Origin of the sequence: Noviherbaspirillum sp. UKPF54 (assembly GCF_007874125.1) — a bacterium.
Classification (GTDB): Bacteria; Pseudomonadota; Gammaproteobacteria; order Burkholderiales; family Burkholderiaceae_D; genus Noviherbaspirillum.
Genome location: NZ_CP040128.1, coordinates 774977 through 789728, shown reverse-complemented (window position 1 = coordinate 789728; position 14752 = coordinate 774977). Strand labels below are relative to the sequence as shown.

Genomic DNA, 14752 nt, shown 5'->3' with positions numbered 1-14752 from the left:
AACTCTCTCTATAATGCGCCGCTCAATTCCCTGATAGCTCAGTCGGTAGAGCGACGGACTGTTAATCCGCAGGTCCCTGGTTCGAGTCCAGGTCGGGGAGCCAACCAATTCCAGAAATGGGCACCTTCGCGGTGCCCATTTTCTTTTCCAGCACCGCTCCCATCAACGCAGCCTTGCTGCCTGTCATCCGTACTTCATTCCCGGCAATCCGGATTTCCCTCACCAGCAGCCGCAAATACTGTTTCGAGAAACCGCTTTCCTTGTCCAGTAGCTTGGCGCGGAAGGCATTACCGAATGCGGCAATTTGCGTTGAGGTGATGTTGTTGATAGGCAAGGCTTTCTGCTGCCGTGTCCCGGCCATTTCCACCAAGATTGCTTCGCGCCGCGCCTTGAGCTTCTGAGCGCGTTCTTGCAATGTGTTATCCATTGGCAGGAAACACTTTTCAACTGCCTCGTAGAGCCGGTTTGTGTTCTGCTCCACCAGTTCAGATAGCTCTTTTTGGAGGGCAAGCAGGTGCTCATTCTGGCTGCTGCTCGCTTCCTTGATCTGCGCCTTCAAGTCTTTCAACATGACTTTGAGGCGATCAGGATGCACCACCTTGTCCACCAGCGCATTGAGCACCAAGTCATCGAGTTTATGCATCGGCACGGCTGGCGCGTCACATTGGTCAATATGCTTGCCCAAGCGGGTATTGCATTTGTGGCAACGGTAACAGCCGCCCTTCCCCGTCGCCAAGTTCATCCTTGGGATAGTGACACCCAAAACAACGCAAGACAGTTCTCTGCCTTTCGCGTAGGGCGATTGACGGTCTCACGGCTTACGGTGACCGGCGATTCAGTGAAATCGCTGTAGCTGGCGAGTGCTTCAGAAGGGCTTCAATGCTCGGCGCAGTGGATTGAGCAAATCCGACAACACAGTGCTTACACCGCTTCCGAAACATCTTCTGAAAAGGGTGCGGCCTGTCGAAATGCCTTCCGAAATCCGGACAGCGCTCGCCTCGTATCGCATCTAAAAAGCGAAAAGCCCAGACACATGAACCGGACTATTTTAAATCAGGTGACGCGGCATCTCCCGCTAAATGAGCGTTTCGCCATCGACACTTTGCAGCGCACGCTGCTCGGGCAAACTGCCACTCCCATAAACCTAATCCAGCTCAAGGAATTTCGGAATTCACATAATTTCCGTCATGAAATATATCTTTACGGCAATTAATTTTTTGTGCGCCGATCGTACAATCGGACGTGCATTCATTCGTAGCCCTGTGCTGTGAAATGCGCAGGCCTCCATCATTTTTTGATTCGGTATTTTTACGTATGTGCAAATTTAGCCTCACTCCACAAGCTGCGCCACAGGTCCTGGCCGCCGCGCACAACGCCAGTGCTGAAAATATGTTCCTGCGCGTGACTGGTCGACGCGATGAATGTGGTGCGGTCATTCATGGCATGGGCTTCGACGAACTGCGGCCCGGTGATCTGCAAATGGAATCGCAAGGCGTCAAGGTCGTAATTACACCTGCCCATGCAGCACTGCTGGATGGCACGGTTCTGGATTTCGTACAACTTAATACCGGCGGGACGCGCTTTGTGTTCGTGAATCCCAATGACGACGGCTGCGCGACCAACCTAGGTGGTTGTGGTTATTGCGATGTGCGATGCCGTCCCGCGATATCCTGCCACTGATTCATAGCCCGCTGATTGCTGATGTCCTACGCTACAGAAAACCCTAAGAAGTCACTTAAGTTGATTACTAAAGCCCAGAAAGCAGCAATTGATGCATGCGATGCGCGAAAGGCGTAAGGATTTCTTATGGTTACTCATCAATCCCGGTTGTGTAGTTTAGTTAAACGATAAATATAGTCCCCAGTCACCTGATTTATTCAGCTCGGGGAGCCAAAAATTTCAAAGGCCCGGTCGCAAGACCGGGCCTTTTTCTTTGAATCTATCTTTACTGCTGGGGCGACACGAGCGTGATGCGATCGCCATTCGTGATGACATTGATCGGTGCGCCGACTTTGAAGGAGGTGGTCGGGCGCTCGACGATATAGCGTTGTTGCGAACCGTCGGCGAAGAGCACGGTGACGGCTTCCGGCCCGCCGCTTGCGGTGGTGACGACAGCGCTGCTGCCGGAGCTGGTCGTAGCCACCGATTGATCGACCACGGCGACCGATTCGATGGCGGTCACTTTCCCGGTTTGCACGCCTTTTTGCGCGGCGGCGACCGCCGGCGACTTCGACGACGACGCGCATCCGGTGGTGACGGCAACTCCGAAGGCGCAGATGACGAACAGTTTCATTGCATTCATGTTGTTCTCCTTTCTGAACGGGACCGTGAATCGATTCGACTCATTGATAATTTGTCATGCCGATGTGTGACTTCAACAATGTGATTGAGTTCATTGCGGCACTTTCCGGCATAAAAAAACCCGGCTGGGCCGGGTTTTTCTTGGATACCTGACAGGGTATTACTGGGTCACGGCGGGGGTTGACGGTACTGCCGGTGCCGTAGTCGCCGGATTGACCGCCGGCGCGACGGCGGTTACCTGCGGCGTCGGCGTTACCGCTGCGGGCATCGCCGCGGTGACAGCCTGCGCTGCCGTATCCAATTTCTTTTCGGCTACTGCCTTCTTTGCCGGAACGGCCTTCTTTGCCGGAACGGCCTTCTTCGCAACTGCCACTTTCTTTACCGGCGCGGCCTTCGCTTCGGGTGCCGCTTTCTTTGCCGGGGCCGCCTTTACAGCGGGCTCCGGCTTTTTCGGTGCAACGGCTTTCTTTGCCGGCGCTGCCTTCGTTGCAGCCGCCTTCTTTACTACGGTCTTGCCGGCGGTAGGTGCTGCCTTGGTTGCAGCCGGCTTTGCTGCCGTCTTCTTGGCGGGAGCGGCCTTCGTTGCCGTGGCTGCTTTCTTCGCCGGCGCCGACTTTGCGGCCGGGGCGGCCTTCTTCGCGGCTGCCGCCTTCTTCGTGGTGGCCGACTTCGTCACCGGCTCAGCTTTCTTTGCGGTGGGCTTTTTCTTTGTGGCCGCAGGTTTCGTTGCTGGCGCAGCCTTCTTCGCGGCGGCCGCTTTCTTCGCAGGCGCCGCCTTGGTCGACGTTGCGGCTTTTGCTTTCTTTGCAGGCTGCGCGGACTTTTGCTTGGTGGAGCTTAGACCGACGGCGGTCTTGACCTTGTTGGCAACGCGCGCGGGCGTGGTGGCAATGTCAGCGGCCAGCTGTTCCACCCGGATGTCGTGCTGCTCCATGATTTCCTTGATGCGGCGTACGGTCTCTTTCCGCAGGTTTTCCATCTGTTTCTTGAGTCGCTGGTAAGTCTTGGTCATGGCTTTTCGTGTAATTTTGGAAATAAAAAGATTGGCATTCTAGCAGTAACTTTTTTCTTATCAAGGGTTTGATGCAACGCCTTGTCTTTGTGCCACGCAGCGAATTATTCAGCGTGCAACGGGTCGAACGTGGCGACATGGAAGTCGGACGTTTGCGAATTTTTCTATCTGGCACGCTCCTGGGCCGAATATTGCGCCACAAAATATTTTCCGGAACCAATTGGTCGGTGCGAACCCTGCTCACGTGGCTGGTGCTGGCCTGCCTGCTGCCGGGAGTGGTCGGCGCCGGCATCCTTTTCCTGTACGAGTACCGTGCCGAGCGCGCGCAACGGGAAAGGGACTTGCTCCGGACGGCGCGGGCCCTGACGCAAGCCGTCGACAGTCATTTGCTGCAGGCGCAGACCGCCGGGCAGGTCCTTGCCACTTCACGTTCGATCGCCGAACACGACTTCGCCGGCTTTCACGCGCGCGCGCGGGAATTCGTGGCGCTGTCCGCCCTTGGCGTCAATGTCGTCCTGCGCGATGCCGGGGGACGCCTCGTCCTGAATACCGCCGTGCCCTACGGCACGCCACTGCCGCGAGAACCCGTCCGGGAAAACATCGACCAGGTGCTGGCGACCGGGGTGCCGGCGATTTCAGACATTTTCACCGGCGGCGTACTGAAGCGCCCGATCATGAGCGTGGATGTTCCCGTTGAAATCAATGGAAAGATTGCCTATGTGCTAGGTATCGGCATCCTGACCGACCATTTCAATGCGCTTCTGCAGTCGCAGGACATGCCGCCGGATTGGGTGGTGGCGGTGATCAACAGCGCCGGCACGATCGTCGGGCGCAGCCATGCCGCCGACCAGTTCGTCGGCAAGAAGACCGTCCCCGCGCTGCGCCAGGCGCTGACGGCCACCAGCCAGGGTACGCTCGAGGCACTCACCCAGGAAGGCACGCCGGTCATCACGTTCTACAGCCGCTCGTCCGTCACCAACTGGGGAGTGGCCATCGGCATTCCGCGCGAGTCCATCATGGGGCCGCTGTGGCGCACCCTGTTGCTGCTCGCCATCGGCGTGGCGGCGCTGTTCGGCATCGGGCTGGTCTGGGCCCGCTTTGTCGGCCGCCGCATCGCGTACTCGTTCGAGGTCCTGAGCGAACCCGCGGCCGCGCTGGGAGAAGGCAGATCGATGCCGGTGCCGCCGGTCCATGTCAAGGAAGCCTGCGACGTGGCCGACGCGATCGGCCGCGCCGGCAGCCTGCTGCAGGAACGCGCCGCCATCATCCGCGCCAAGGAAACCGAGCTGGCCGAAGCTCATCGGCTGGCCAGGTTCGGTACGTGGCACCTCGACCTGCGCACCGGCACGATCCAGGTATCGGATACGCTGCGCGAAATCTACGGCTGCGAGGTTCCTCCCATGCCGGAAATGCGCGGCACGCTGCTGCCGGAGGCATCGTGGCAACGGCTGAACACCGCGCTGCAGGACACGATACGCACCGGCGAGGAACATGACCTGGAGGAACAGGCCTATCACGCCGGCGGAAGCATGCTCTGGCTCAATTTCAAGTGCCAGGCGGTGCGTGGCGACGGCGGCGAGGTGATCGCGGTGCGCGGCACGGTGCTCGACGTCACCAAGCGCAAGCAGGCCGAGGAAAGGCTGCGGACATCCGAGGAACAGATGCGCGACGCCGCCCTGCACGATGCGCTGACCGGGCTGCCCAACCGTGCGCTGGTGTTCGAGTACGGCGGCCACGTGCTGGCCGCGTCGCGGCGCAACCACAGCCGTGGCGCGCTGCTGTTCATCGATCTGGACCGCTTCAAGCCGATCAACGACCTGTACGGGCACGAGACCGGCGACCGGGTGCTGCAGGCGGTAGCCGGGCGCCTCCTCGAATGCACGCGCGACGAAGACCTGGTCGGGCGCCTCGGCGGCGACGAGTTCGTCATCATCCTGCCGCACCTGGGGGAAGGCTTGCACCGGGCCGATGCCGTGGCGCGGCATGTGATCGAGAGCATCAGCCGGCCTTTCAGGATCGAGGCGCTGGAACTGTCGCTATCACCATCGATCGGCATCAGCTGCTTCCCGGACCACGCCGTCGACATGAACGCGCTGATCCATACCGCCGACCTGGCGATGTACCAGGCCAAGCACACCGGCCGGGCCGGCTATCAGTACTACCGGGCCGAGCTCGACCGGCGCGCCGAGCAGGCGCTGCTGGTCGAGCAGAGACTCAAGAAGGCGCTCAAGCAGCACGCCCTGCGGCTGCACTACCAGCCGGTCATCGATATCCGGAGCAACCGCCTGGTAGGCGCCGAAGCGCTGCTGCGCCTGGACGACGACGGCGAGGCAATCGGTCCCGACCGCTTCATTCCCGTCGCCGAAGCGGCCGGCCTGATCGGGCCGCTGGGGGAATGGGTGGCGATCGAGGCATGCCGCCAGCACAAGGCATGGCTCGACCAGGGTCTGAACACCACGATCGCGATCAATGTGTCGCCGCTCCAGTTCCGGCAGCAGAAATTCGCCGACAGGCTCAGCAGAATCCTCGCCGACACCGGGATGGACCCGGCCTCGCTGGAAATCGAGGTGACCGAGAGCGCAATCATGGAAAACATCGACGAGGCGGTGAGGATCCTCAACCGCATCAAGGCGCTCGGGGTAAAGGTGGCGCTCGACGATTTCGGCACCGGCTATTCCAGCCTGTCCAGCCTGTCCGCCCTGCCGCTCGACAAGCTAAAGGTCGACCAGTCATTCGTGCGGCGCATCGAGCGCGACCAGGCCAGCCGCGCCGTGACCGACGCAATCATCACGCTCGGCCGCAACCTGCAGCTCGAAGTCCACGGCGAAGGCATCGAGTCGGAAACCGCGCTGCGGTACCTGCAGGAGCACGGCTGTCACCAGGCGCAGGGCTACTGGTTCAGCCGGCCGCTGCCGGCCGCGGAATTCGCGCAGTGGTGCCGCGAGCATTGGGGCCGGAGCGAACTGAACACCGCCGGCCCCGCCGTCGCGGGCCGATGATCGCCGCGTCAGATCGACTTCAGATATTCGACCAGGTCGGCCTTCTCCTGATCGGTCAACGCCAGTTTCCGTTGGGTGTTGTAGTGCTCGACCACGTCGCGCAGCGTGGCGAATCGCCCGTCATGGTAAAAGCCCGGCTTCTGGTGCGTCCATAGTCCGGCCAGCGGCGAGGTGCGGTACATGTGCGTGGGCGAGCGGTCGGCCTGGAACGAGTCGATGCCGATTTCGGCCGGCGCATGCAGGTTGTTGCCCGGCTCCGTAAACAGCGGCGCTACATGGCATGACGCGCACTGCCCACGGCCGTCGAAGACGATCTTGCCGCGCGCGGCGGCCGCCTCGTCGAAGCTGCCCTGCGGCGGCTTGGGCGCGGGAAGCGAAAGCTGGTAGGCATGCAGCGCCGGCAGCTTCGACGTGACCTGGTCCGGCGTGTTGCGCACATCGCTGCTGCCGCTCCTGGCGGCGATCGGATACTGCGCCGCATCGGCCAGGCGCGCATCGAAGAAGGTGCCGCGCCCGTGCATTTCGGTCACGGCGACATAGGCATTCCAGTACGGCACGGAACCGAACCCGGTCCAGGTGTGCAGGTTGACGCCGGCCAGGCCGAACGCCGGCGGGATCAACGTTGCCCCAGGCTTGCCGTCCGGCCGGAACGCCTTGCCATCCTTGTCGAGGATGGCATCGAAGCGGCCCGGCCCCCAGCTGGCGAGGACCTTCTTGAGCGTGGCTTCGTCCACGCCCAGCAGGTCGGTGTAGGGGCGCAAGTTGGGCGCGAGCGAAATGATCTTGCCGATATCGAGGTCGCGCGCGGCCCAGCCGTCGAGCCTCCGCCCGATGCCGGGAGCCAGCGAATCGTCCACGGTGGAGTGGCACAGCGCGCATTGCACGCCCATCGACTTGAGGTTGCCGTTCGAATCGAATATGCCCTTGACGCCGACCACCGCATTCAGCTTGAGCAGGGCGACCGTGGTCGCCGGATCGTCCAGGTCTACCTTGCCGCTGTTGAGCTGCTGCTGCAGGTCGGCCGGCAGCGCATCGGCATCGACCTTCAGGCCGACCGCCAGTGCCGTCCGTGGGCTCACGCCGGGGCCGACGCCGCCGTTTTTTTCACCCGCGATCGCCTTGTGCAGCTGCAGCGTGTCGCCCCAGAATGCTTCGTCGCCGAAGGTGTCGAACCGGAATATGTCGCGCCCCTCGTCGATCTGCGAAAGCGTGGCGCCCTGCTTGCCGTTGTTTGCCGCGCCGGACAGGCTCAATGCGGCGAGCAGGCCGCCGGCGAAGGCGGATGCGATGAATGCCGCGCTGCGAGTGATCTTCATGATGCGTCCTCTCTCAAAACGTTGGCCGGCAATTTGCTGCGGGCGCCGCCTTCCCGCGAGTTCCCGAGACGATCGGTCACGGCCGCCACGATGCGGTTGCAGCGCGCGCCGGCAAACGAAAACGCATCCTCGAACGCAAAGTCGATCTCGCGTGACAGCGCTTCGCGCAGCACGCTCCTGGCGCGGAAAAAGCGGGTGCGCACCGTGGCTTGCGGAATGTTCAGGCAGGCGGCGACTTCTTCCACGCTCAGCTCCTCCATCGCGCGCAGCACGAACACGATGCGAAGGGCCGCGGGCAGCTCGTCGATCTTTTTTTCGATCAGGGCGCGCGCCTCGGCGCGCATGGCGGCATGTTCCGGGCGATCGGGCGCGCCCTCCCCCACCTCGGCCGCATCGAGGTCGAGTTCGCCGCCGTCGATACGGAACAATTCGGCGCGGCGGGCTGTCTTGCGCAGGCGTGCGGCGGCCTCGTTGACGACGATGCGGGTAAGCCAGGTCAGCAACGCTGCTTCGCCGCGAAACGTGCCGATGCTGCGGTAGGCCAGGACATACGCATCCTGCAGCACGTCTTCCGCTTCGGCATCGTCCTTGATGAAACTGCGTGCGGTGCGATAGAGGCGGCGATTGTAGCGGCGCATCAATAGCGTGAATGCGCCATGCTCACCTGCGGCAATACGCGCGGCGAGCTCGGCGTCGGAGCAGTCGGCGTTGACTGCTTTCTTTTCGGAGGGAAGCATCATCGTTGCCGCTTTCCTGCTTGCTGAAGACATGGCATTGGATGACGCGAGAAGCGTCCGCGTTCCCGGCCTTCGTGCCGCAAACCTGGAACGCATGCCGGCGCGCTACGAACTGGACGGGAAGATATAGCGGCGCCGATGCGGGACGCGCGTTGCGCCAGATGAAGGGAGGATGTTTTTTGGCGGCGCGGTCGATGGCGCCAAGTTAAAAATGAAAAGGCCGGTCGACGAAGGACCGGCCACGGCTACCACGGCATCGCGCTGTTTAGGCGCCCGTCAGAAAGTGTAGCGTCCTTGCACGTACACGGTGCGCGGAGCGCCCACCATGCGGCCGGCGTTGCTGTCGACGTTACGCGTGTAGTAACGCTTGTCGGCCAGGTTGTTCACGCCTGCCAGCACGTCGAAGCCCTTGGCGCCCGGCACCTTCCAGCTGGCCTGGACATTCCAGACGCGAAAGCCGGGAATCTCGCCGACGCTGGCGCTGGCATTCTCGGCCGCCGTATTGGCGTTGTCGGAGAACTGGCGGCTCTGGTGCGTGCTCGACAGGTTGAAGGCCCACTGGCCGATCTGGTAGCGCGCGCCAATGGTGTCGGTATTGCGCGAATAGAACGGCACGTCCTTGCCGGCGTTGACGCCCGACTCCTGCAGTGCGCGCACATACGTGTAGTTGGCGAACACGCTCAGTCCCGCCAGCGCGCCCGACTTGTCGAATGCGTAGTCGACCGCGGTCTCGATGCCGTCGTGCTTGGTTTCGCCGATATTGGTGGATACGGCGTTAATGCCCGAACCGGTGGTCTGGATCTGATTGTCGAAACGGATCTGGAACGCGGTCACTTCCGCCGACAGCTTCTTGTCGGACCAGCGTGCGCCAGCCTCGATGGTCCTCGCCAGTTCCGGCTTGAGCTCGTTGGCCTGCGGCGTGTTCAACTGCGTATTCTGCACCGCGCCAAACGACGTGCCGTAGTTGGCGAACAAGGTCGCCGACGGATTGAGCAGGTAGGAGACGTTGAGGGACGGCAGCGGCTTGTTGTTGGTGACGACACGATCCGGGTTGCTCGCATTCAAACGGTCTTCGCGCACCGACTCGATATGCTCGAAGCGTACTCCCGGCGTGACGCGCCAGGAACCGAAGGCGATCTTGTCGTCGAGGTAAAGAGCCTGGGCATCCGTGGAGTTCTCGGCGAGGCTCGTGATCTTTTGCACGCCGGTCGAGATTGCCTGGTCGATCACCGTGTCGGTGCCGCGCTCGCGCAGGTAACGGTAGCCGACCGTGACATCGTTGGTCGTGTTGCCGAGGTTGATGCGCTGGGTGTAACGCGGCTCGATGCCGGTGACTTCATAGGTGCGCGGCTGATGCCCCAAGGAAGTCCGCGCCGCGTTGATCAGCACGCTCTTGCGGAAGCTTTCGTTGTAGTACGCGCGGATTTCGAATTCCTGTGTGTCCGACAGGTTGTTGATGTACCCGACATCGATCCCTTTGCGGTCTCCGCTCCAGTAATCGGTGGGACGGGTGTTCTGGAATGGATCGGCATTGTATTGCGCCACGCTCAGGCCGCCCGGCGTCCTGGAGCGCACGTCGTAGTACGACACCTTGCCGTACAGCTCGGAACTCGGGCTCAGCTCCTTGCGGAACTTGATGGCGACGTCGTTGAACCGCTCGTCGGCGTCCTTGCGCCAGGTCTGGCCATCCGAGCCGGAGTAGAGCAGCGCCAGGCCGAGGCCGTTGTCGAGCTGGTCGCCGATGAAGGCGCTGTACGAGGTCTTCGAACCGCCTTCGCCGAACGAGTCCTGGCGGATGGTCGCGTCGCCGGACAGTCCCGGCTTTGCCGGAATGGAGCGGGTCTTGAAGTTGATGATCCCGCCGACGTTCTGCGGGCCGTAGCGCACCGCGCCGCCGCCGCGCACGACGTCGATCGATTCGATATTGTTCAGGCTGACCGCGGCAAAGGACAGTTGCGGCTGGCCATAAGGCGCGACGGCAAGCGGAATGCCGTCGAGCAGCACGGTCGAACGCGGGGTCAGGCGCCCGGTCATGCCGCGCACGCCGATGTTGAGCGAAATCGCGCTGCCGGCGGTGCTCGAATTGTCGGTGGACTGCACGCCAGGAATGCGGCGCAGCACGTCGCCGATGCTGGTCGCGCCGGTGGCCTGGATCTCATCCTTTTTCACGACCGTGCGCGCCCCGCCGAAACTCTTGACGCTGTTTTCCAGGCCGGTGCCGAGCCAGTCGCCGCTGACCTGGATCGTTTCCAGCGTGACGTCATCCTTGGCGCCGGCCGCGGCTTGCTGCGCATGCAATACGCCGGGAAAGGCCAGTACGGCGAGCGAAACGGCGGTCGCGCACTTCAGGCGTTGCGCGGTAAGAGGTGTGTGGCTTTTGATGGCGGCCATGTGGTCAATCTCCCAAGACTTGAAAAATATCGCTCCCAACCACCGAAAAAAGAGGGCCATTTTGGGCAAAATGGCGGGCTGGTCGGAATGAGTTAATGCAAATGAGAATAATTATCAATCATGAGTTGCAGATGGTCAACTCCTTTTGATGGCAAATCGGAATGACGCTGTACACCGGCATATGTTTGCCGACGGGGATCGCGCATAAGCCCTGCATGCGCGCCAAACCGGCATGCGGTATTGGCCTTATACTTGGTGGCGTTCACCACCAGAGGGCCCGCATGAAGCGTAAACTGCTGTCAATAATCCTGGCGTTCGTCGCGGCGGCCAATGTCGCCGCCCTGGAACCCTCCTCCCCGCCTCAGCTGTCGCCGTCCCAGCAGCAAATCCAGACAGCCCATCTCGCTGCCAACATCTTCAAGCGGTTCCCGTACCGGCCGATACCGCTCGATGCCGCGACGTCGGAGCGGATTTTCGATCGCTACCTGAAATCGCTGGATCCGGAAAAGCTCTTTTTCGTCCAGGCCGACATCGACCAATTCTCCGGCGCGCGGCAAAAGCTTGCCGACGACCTCGACCACGGCGACCTGCGCACGCCGTTTGCCATGTTCAACCGGTACGAGCAGCGCGTCGCCGATCGCCTCGCCTATGCGCGCGACTTGCTCAAGCAGCCGCTCGACTTCGCCAGGAACGAAAACTTCCAGTTCGACCGCGACAAGGCCGCTTGGCCGAAAACCGACGACGAAGTGCGCGATCTGTGGCGCAAGCGCGTCAAGAACGACTGGCTGCAATTGAAGCTTGCGGGCAAGAACGACAAGGCGATCCGGGACACGCTCGACAAGCGCTATGCCAAGTCGCTGTCGCGCATCCAGAAGTCCAAGAGCGAGGATGCCTTCCAGGTGTTCATGGATGCGTTCGCGACTTCGGTCGATCCGCACACCGATTATTTCAGCCCGGCGGCATCGGCAGATTTCGACATCTCGATGCGGCTGTCGCTGTTCGGCATCGGCGCCGTGCTGCAGGAAAAGGACGAGTACACGACGATCCGCGAGCTGGTGCCGGGCGGGCCGGCCGCGCTCTCGACCAAGCTGCAGGTCGGCGACCGCATCGTCGGCGTCGGGCAAGGCGCGGACGGTCAGATCGTGGATGTGGTCGGCACCCGGCTGGACGAAGTCGTGAAGCTGATCCGCGGTGCCAAGGATTCCACGGTGCGCCTCGACGTGCTGCCTGCCGACGCCGGCCCCGACGGCAAGCACAAGCAGGTGATACTGGTGCGCGACAAGATCAGCCTCGACAAGCAGGCCGCCCAGAAATCCATTCTCCAGGTCAAGCAGGACGGCGTCACGCGCCAGGTCGGCGTCATCACCCTGCCCGCCTTCTACCAGGATTTTGACGGGCGCCGCAAGGGCGAAAAGGAATTCCGCAGCGCCACGCGCGATGTGAAGCGCCTGCTGGAAGAACTCAAGAAGGACAAGGTCGACGCGGTGCTGATCGACCTGCGCAACAACGGCGGCGGCTCGCTCGACGAAGCGGTGGCGCTGACCGGCCTGTTTACCGGCATGGGGCCGGTGGTGCAGGAGCGCAATGCCCAAGGCCAGGTACGAATCGATGCCAGCAGTACGGCCAGGCGCGCCTGGGACGGTCCGCTTGGCGTGCTGATCAACCGCGGCTCGGCATCCGCATCCGAGATCTTCGCTGCGGCGATCCAGGATTACGGGCGCGGCGTGGTCATCGGCGAGCCGAGCTTCGGTAAGGGCACGGTTCAGACCATCATCGACCTCGACCAGATGGCGCACAACGAAAAGCCGACGTTCGGCGAACTCAAGATGACCATCGCCCAGTTTTTCCGGATCAACGGTGGAACGACTCAGCTGCGCGGCGTCACGCCAGATATCGCATTTCCCGCCATCTCGGACACCGAGCGTTTCGGCGAGTCGAGCTTCGATAATGCTTTGCCCTGGAGCCAGATCCGGGCGGCCAGCTATGCACCGGCCGGCGACATGTCGGGCCTGGTGCCGCTGCTGAAAGCCCGTCATGCGGCACGTATCGCCCAGGACAAGGAATTCCAGTACCTCATCGAGGATATCGCCGAGCTCAAGGCACTGCGCAAGAAAGCCGTGCTTTCGCTTAACGAAGCCGAACGCACCAAGGAGCGCGACCTGCGCGAGGCGCGGCTCAAGCTGCGCAAGACGGCGGACAAGCCGGGTGGCGACAACAACAAGACAGCCTTCAAGACGGAAGCGCCGGGCGTGAAAAAGGACGGGAAACCGGAAACTGCCCTGCCCGACGAAAACGACGTTGACGAAGACCCGCCGGTTGACGCAGTACGCAAAAACGCCAAGGATATCTGGCTGCTGGAAGCGGCGAACGTCGCCGCCGACGCCGCCGGACTCGGCAACGGCGGCACGCGATTCGCGGCGCGTGCGGCAACGTCCGAACGAAAAGCAGCCAATGATCCGGCGATCCGCAAGCCGGTCGGCGTCAATTAGCCGCCACCTTGGCGCTGCCGCCCGCTGCGGCGGCATGCATCGCAGCCTTCAAGGGCGTACTCCGGTACGCCCTTTTTCTTATCGAAACAAAAACAGGCACGCGCAGCGGCATTAACATCCGCACTACGTACTTTCCCTCTGTACATTCTGACAAAAATCAATAAAATGATCCCTTAATGCATGCAACACACTTCAAGTTGCATTGTTACGTTTCGCAACATTTGCGAAACGATTGCGTAATCATTCCTTCCTAGAATTCCCTTCACATATCAAGTTGACAAGCAAACCGGCGCGATCGGCGGCACGGTATGCGTCATCCGGCCAGGCCGCTACCGCGCGCATGGCGCGGGTAAAAGACCGGGGGAAGGATCTTCCCCCGGCACGACACCAAGGCAGCATTTCGTCATTCAGAACCCATCTGGAGGGAGACATTAACGTGTTCGGCAGGCCCCGTACGATCGAAACGGAAATCGGCACAGAAATGCGCTGCGCGGCATGTCTCGAATACTGGCCGGCCGACCCGGAATTTTTCGCGCCGCAGCCGGGCCACGCCCGCTTCTCGGCACGCTGCCTGGCCTGCATCCGGGCCGGCTACTGGGGCACACGGCAAGCTCCGCATTTCCGCGCGCTGGCCATGGATACGTAGCCCTCCCGCGGAATTTTCCGCCGCTCCCAAGAAAAAACACATATCAAGCGTGCGTCTGCATCCGGTGCGCACGCCTGGCGGATCAACGCGTCCGCACCAGTTCACAGCAACATCCCATCAACTTCAGGAGACATACCATGCAAGCATCCACTTCGACCCCGGTCACCGAAACCAAGATCATCATGTCCGACCCCACCTCGCTCGGCGTGTTCGGCCTGTCGATGGTGACCTTTGTCGCGGCCTCGCAAAAAATGGGCTGGACCACCGGCAGCGTCTATCTCATTCCATGGGCGCTGTTCCTCGGCTCGATCGCGCAGATCTGGGCCTCGTCCATCGATTTCAAGAAGAACAACTACTTCGGCGCTATTGTGCTCGGCGCCTACGGGCTGTTCTGGATCGCCGTGGCGATGCACTGGGCCACTGGCCTAGGCTGGCTCGGCTCCATCGGCGACAAGGCCGACGGCAGGCAGCTCGGCGTGGCCTGCATCGGCTATTTCATCTTTTCGCTGTTCATCATGGTGGCCGCCTTCGAAGCCAACAAGGTGTTCGCCGCGATCCTGGTGCTGATTAACGTCCTGCTGCCTTCGCTGGCGCTGAGCATCTTCGGCATCAATGCGCCCTTCTTCAGCACCCTTGCCGCCTATTCGGAACTGGCGATTTCGCTGCTCGGCTTTTACTGCGCCGGCGCCGTGTTCCTGAACAGCTATTTCGGTCGCACGCTGCTCCCGCTGGGCAAGCCGTTCGGCCTGATCCGCAAGGGTCCGGCAGTCCACGCGACCAAGGAAAAGCACCTGGTCGAGCCGATCGCCGCCGCCAAAAGATAAGTACGTCGTTTGATCTTCTCCCAACAATTCAACCGAG

Annotated in this window: 12 protein-coding genes and 1 tRNA gene; 8 read left to right on the top strand and 5 right to left on the bottom strand. The window is 61.7% G+C overall.

What is annotated here, in order from left to right:
- Nucleotides 1-27: 27 nt before the first annotated feature.
- The 4 genes from FAY22_RS03725 (at nucleotide 28) to FAY22_RS03710 (ending at nucleotide 1680) form a co-directional block, all read left to right on the top strand.
- Nucleotides 28-103 (top strand) — tRNA-Asn (locus FAY22_RS03725).
- Nucleotides 104-116: 13 nt separating this feature from the next.
- Entirely contained in the window at nucleotides 117-401 is a 285-nt protein-coding gene (locus FAY22_RS03720; RefSeq protein ID WP_146328970.1) for a hypothetical protein, read from the top strand.
- 113 nt (nucleotides 402-514) lie between these two features.
- Nucleotides 515-853, top strand: coding sequence for a hypothetical protein (locus FAY22_RS03715; RefSeq protein WP_146328969.1), 339 nt, complete (start codon nucleotides 515-517; stop codon nucleotides 851-853).
- Nucleotides 854-1242: 389 nt separating this feature from the next.
- Entirely contained in the window at nucleotides 1243-1680 is a 438-nt protein-coding gene (locus tag FAY22_RS03710) for an iron-sulfur cluster assembly accessory protein (protein WP_146328968.1), read from the top strand.
- A gap of 265 nt (nucleotides 1681-1945) precedes the next feature.
- On the opposite strand, the gene FAY22_RS03705 is transcribed toward FAY22_RS03710, so the two are convergent.
- Both FAY22_RS03705 and FAY22_RS22645 read right to left on the bottom strand, forming a co-directional pair.
- Entirely contained in the window at nucleotides 1946-2302 is a 357-nt protein-coding gene (locus tag FAY22_RS03705) for a hypothetical protein (RefSeq protein ID WP_146328967.1), read from the bottom strand.
- 159 nt (nucleotides 2303-2461) lie between these two features.
- Nucleotides 2462-3313 (bottom strand): hypothetical protein, encoded by an 852-nt coding sequence (locus tag FAY22_RS22645; RefSeq protein ID WP_371417347.1) that lies wholly within the window; start codon nucleotides 3311-3313, stop codon nucleotides 2462-2464.
- Between the two features lie 227 nt (nucleotides 3314-3540).
- Between FAY22_RS22645 and FAY22_RS03695 the strand changes: the two genes are divergently transcribed.
- Entirely contained in the window at nucleotides 3541-6312 is a 2772-nt protein-coding gene (locus FAY22_RS03695) for an EAL domain-containing protein (protein WP_168204757.1), read from the top strand.
- Nucleotides 6313-6320: 8 nt separating this feature from the next.
- On the opposite strand, the gene FAY22_RS03690 is transcribed toward FAY22_RS03695, so the two are convergent.
- The 3 genes from FAY22_RS03690 to FAY22_RS03680 form a co-directional block, all read right to left on the bottom strand.
- The gene (locus FAY22_RS03690; protein WP_146328965.1) at nucleotides 6321-7628 is read right to left on the bottom strand and encodes a hypothetical protein; all 1308 of its coding nucleotides are present in this window, start codon (nucleotides 7626-7628) and stop codon (nucleotides 6321-6323) included.
- The gene (locus tag FAY22_RS03685) at nucleotides 7625-8365 is read right to left on the bottom strand and encodes an RNA polymerase sigma factor (RefSeq protein ID WP_146333197.1); all 741 of its coding nucleotides are present in this window, start codon (nucleotides 8363-8365) and stop codon (nucleotides 7625-7627) included. The genes FAY22_RS03690 and FAY22_RS03685 overlap by 4 nt, the downstream gene beginning before the upstream one ends.
- A gap of 276 nt (nucleotides 8366-8641) precedes the next feature.
- Complete coding sequence (locus FAY22_RS03680) at nucleotides 8642-10756, bottom strand: TonB-dependent siderophore receptor (RefSeq protein ID WP_146328964.1); 2115 nt, start codon at nucleotides 10754-10756, stop codon at nucleotides 8642-8644.
- A gap of 281 nt (nucleotides 10757-11037) precedes the next feature.
- Here FAY22_RS03680 and FAY22_RS03675 point away from each other — a divergent pair, with 281 nt between their 5' ends.
- From FAY22_RS03675 to FAY22_RS03665, 3 genes are all read left to right on the top strand, one after another.
- Nucleotides 11038-13245 carry a carboxy terminal-processing peptidase gene (locus FAY22_RS03675; protein ID WP_146328963.1) on the top strand — a complete coding sequence of 736 codons (2208 nt, stop codon included), beginning with the start codon at nucleotides 11038-11040 and terminating at the stop codon, nucleotides 13243-13245.
- A gap of 436 nt (nucleotides 13246-13681) precedes the next feature.
- The gene (locus FAY22_RS03670) at nucleotides 13682-13891 is read left to right on the top strand and encodes a hypothetical protein (protein ID WP_146328962.1); all 210 of its coding nucleotides are present in this window, start codon (nucleotides 13682-13684) and stop codon (nucleotides 13889-13891) included.
- Nucleotides 13892-14028: 137 nt separating this feature from the next.
- Nucleotides 14029-14715, top strand: coding sequence for an acetate uptake transporter family protein (locus FAY22_RS03665; protein ID WP_146328961.1), 687 nt, complete (start codon nucleotides 14029-14031; stop codon nucleotides 14713-14715).
- Nucleotides 14716-14752: the final 37 nt, after the last annotated feature.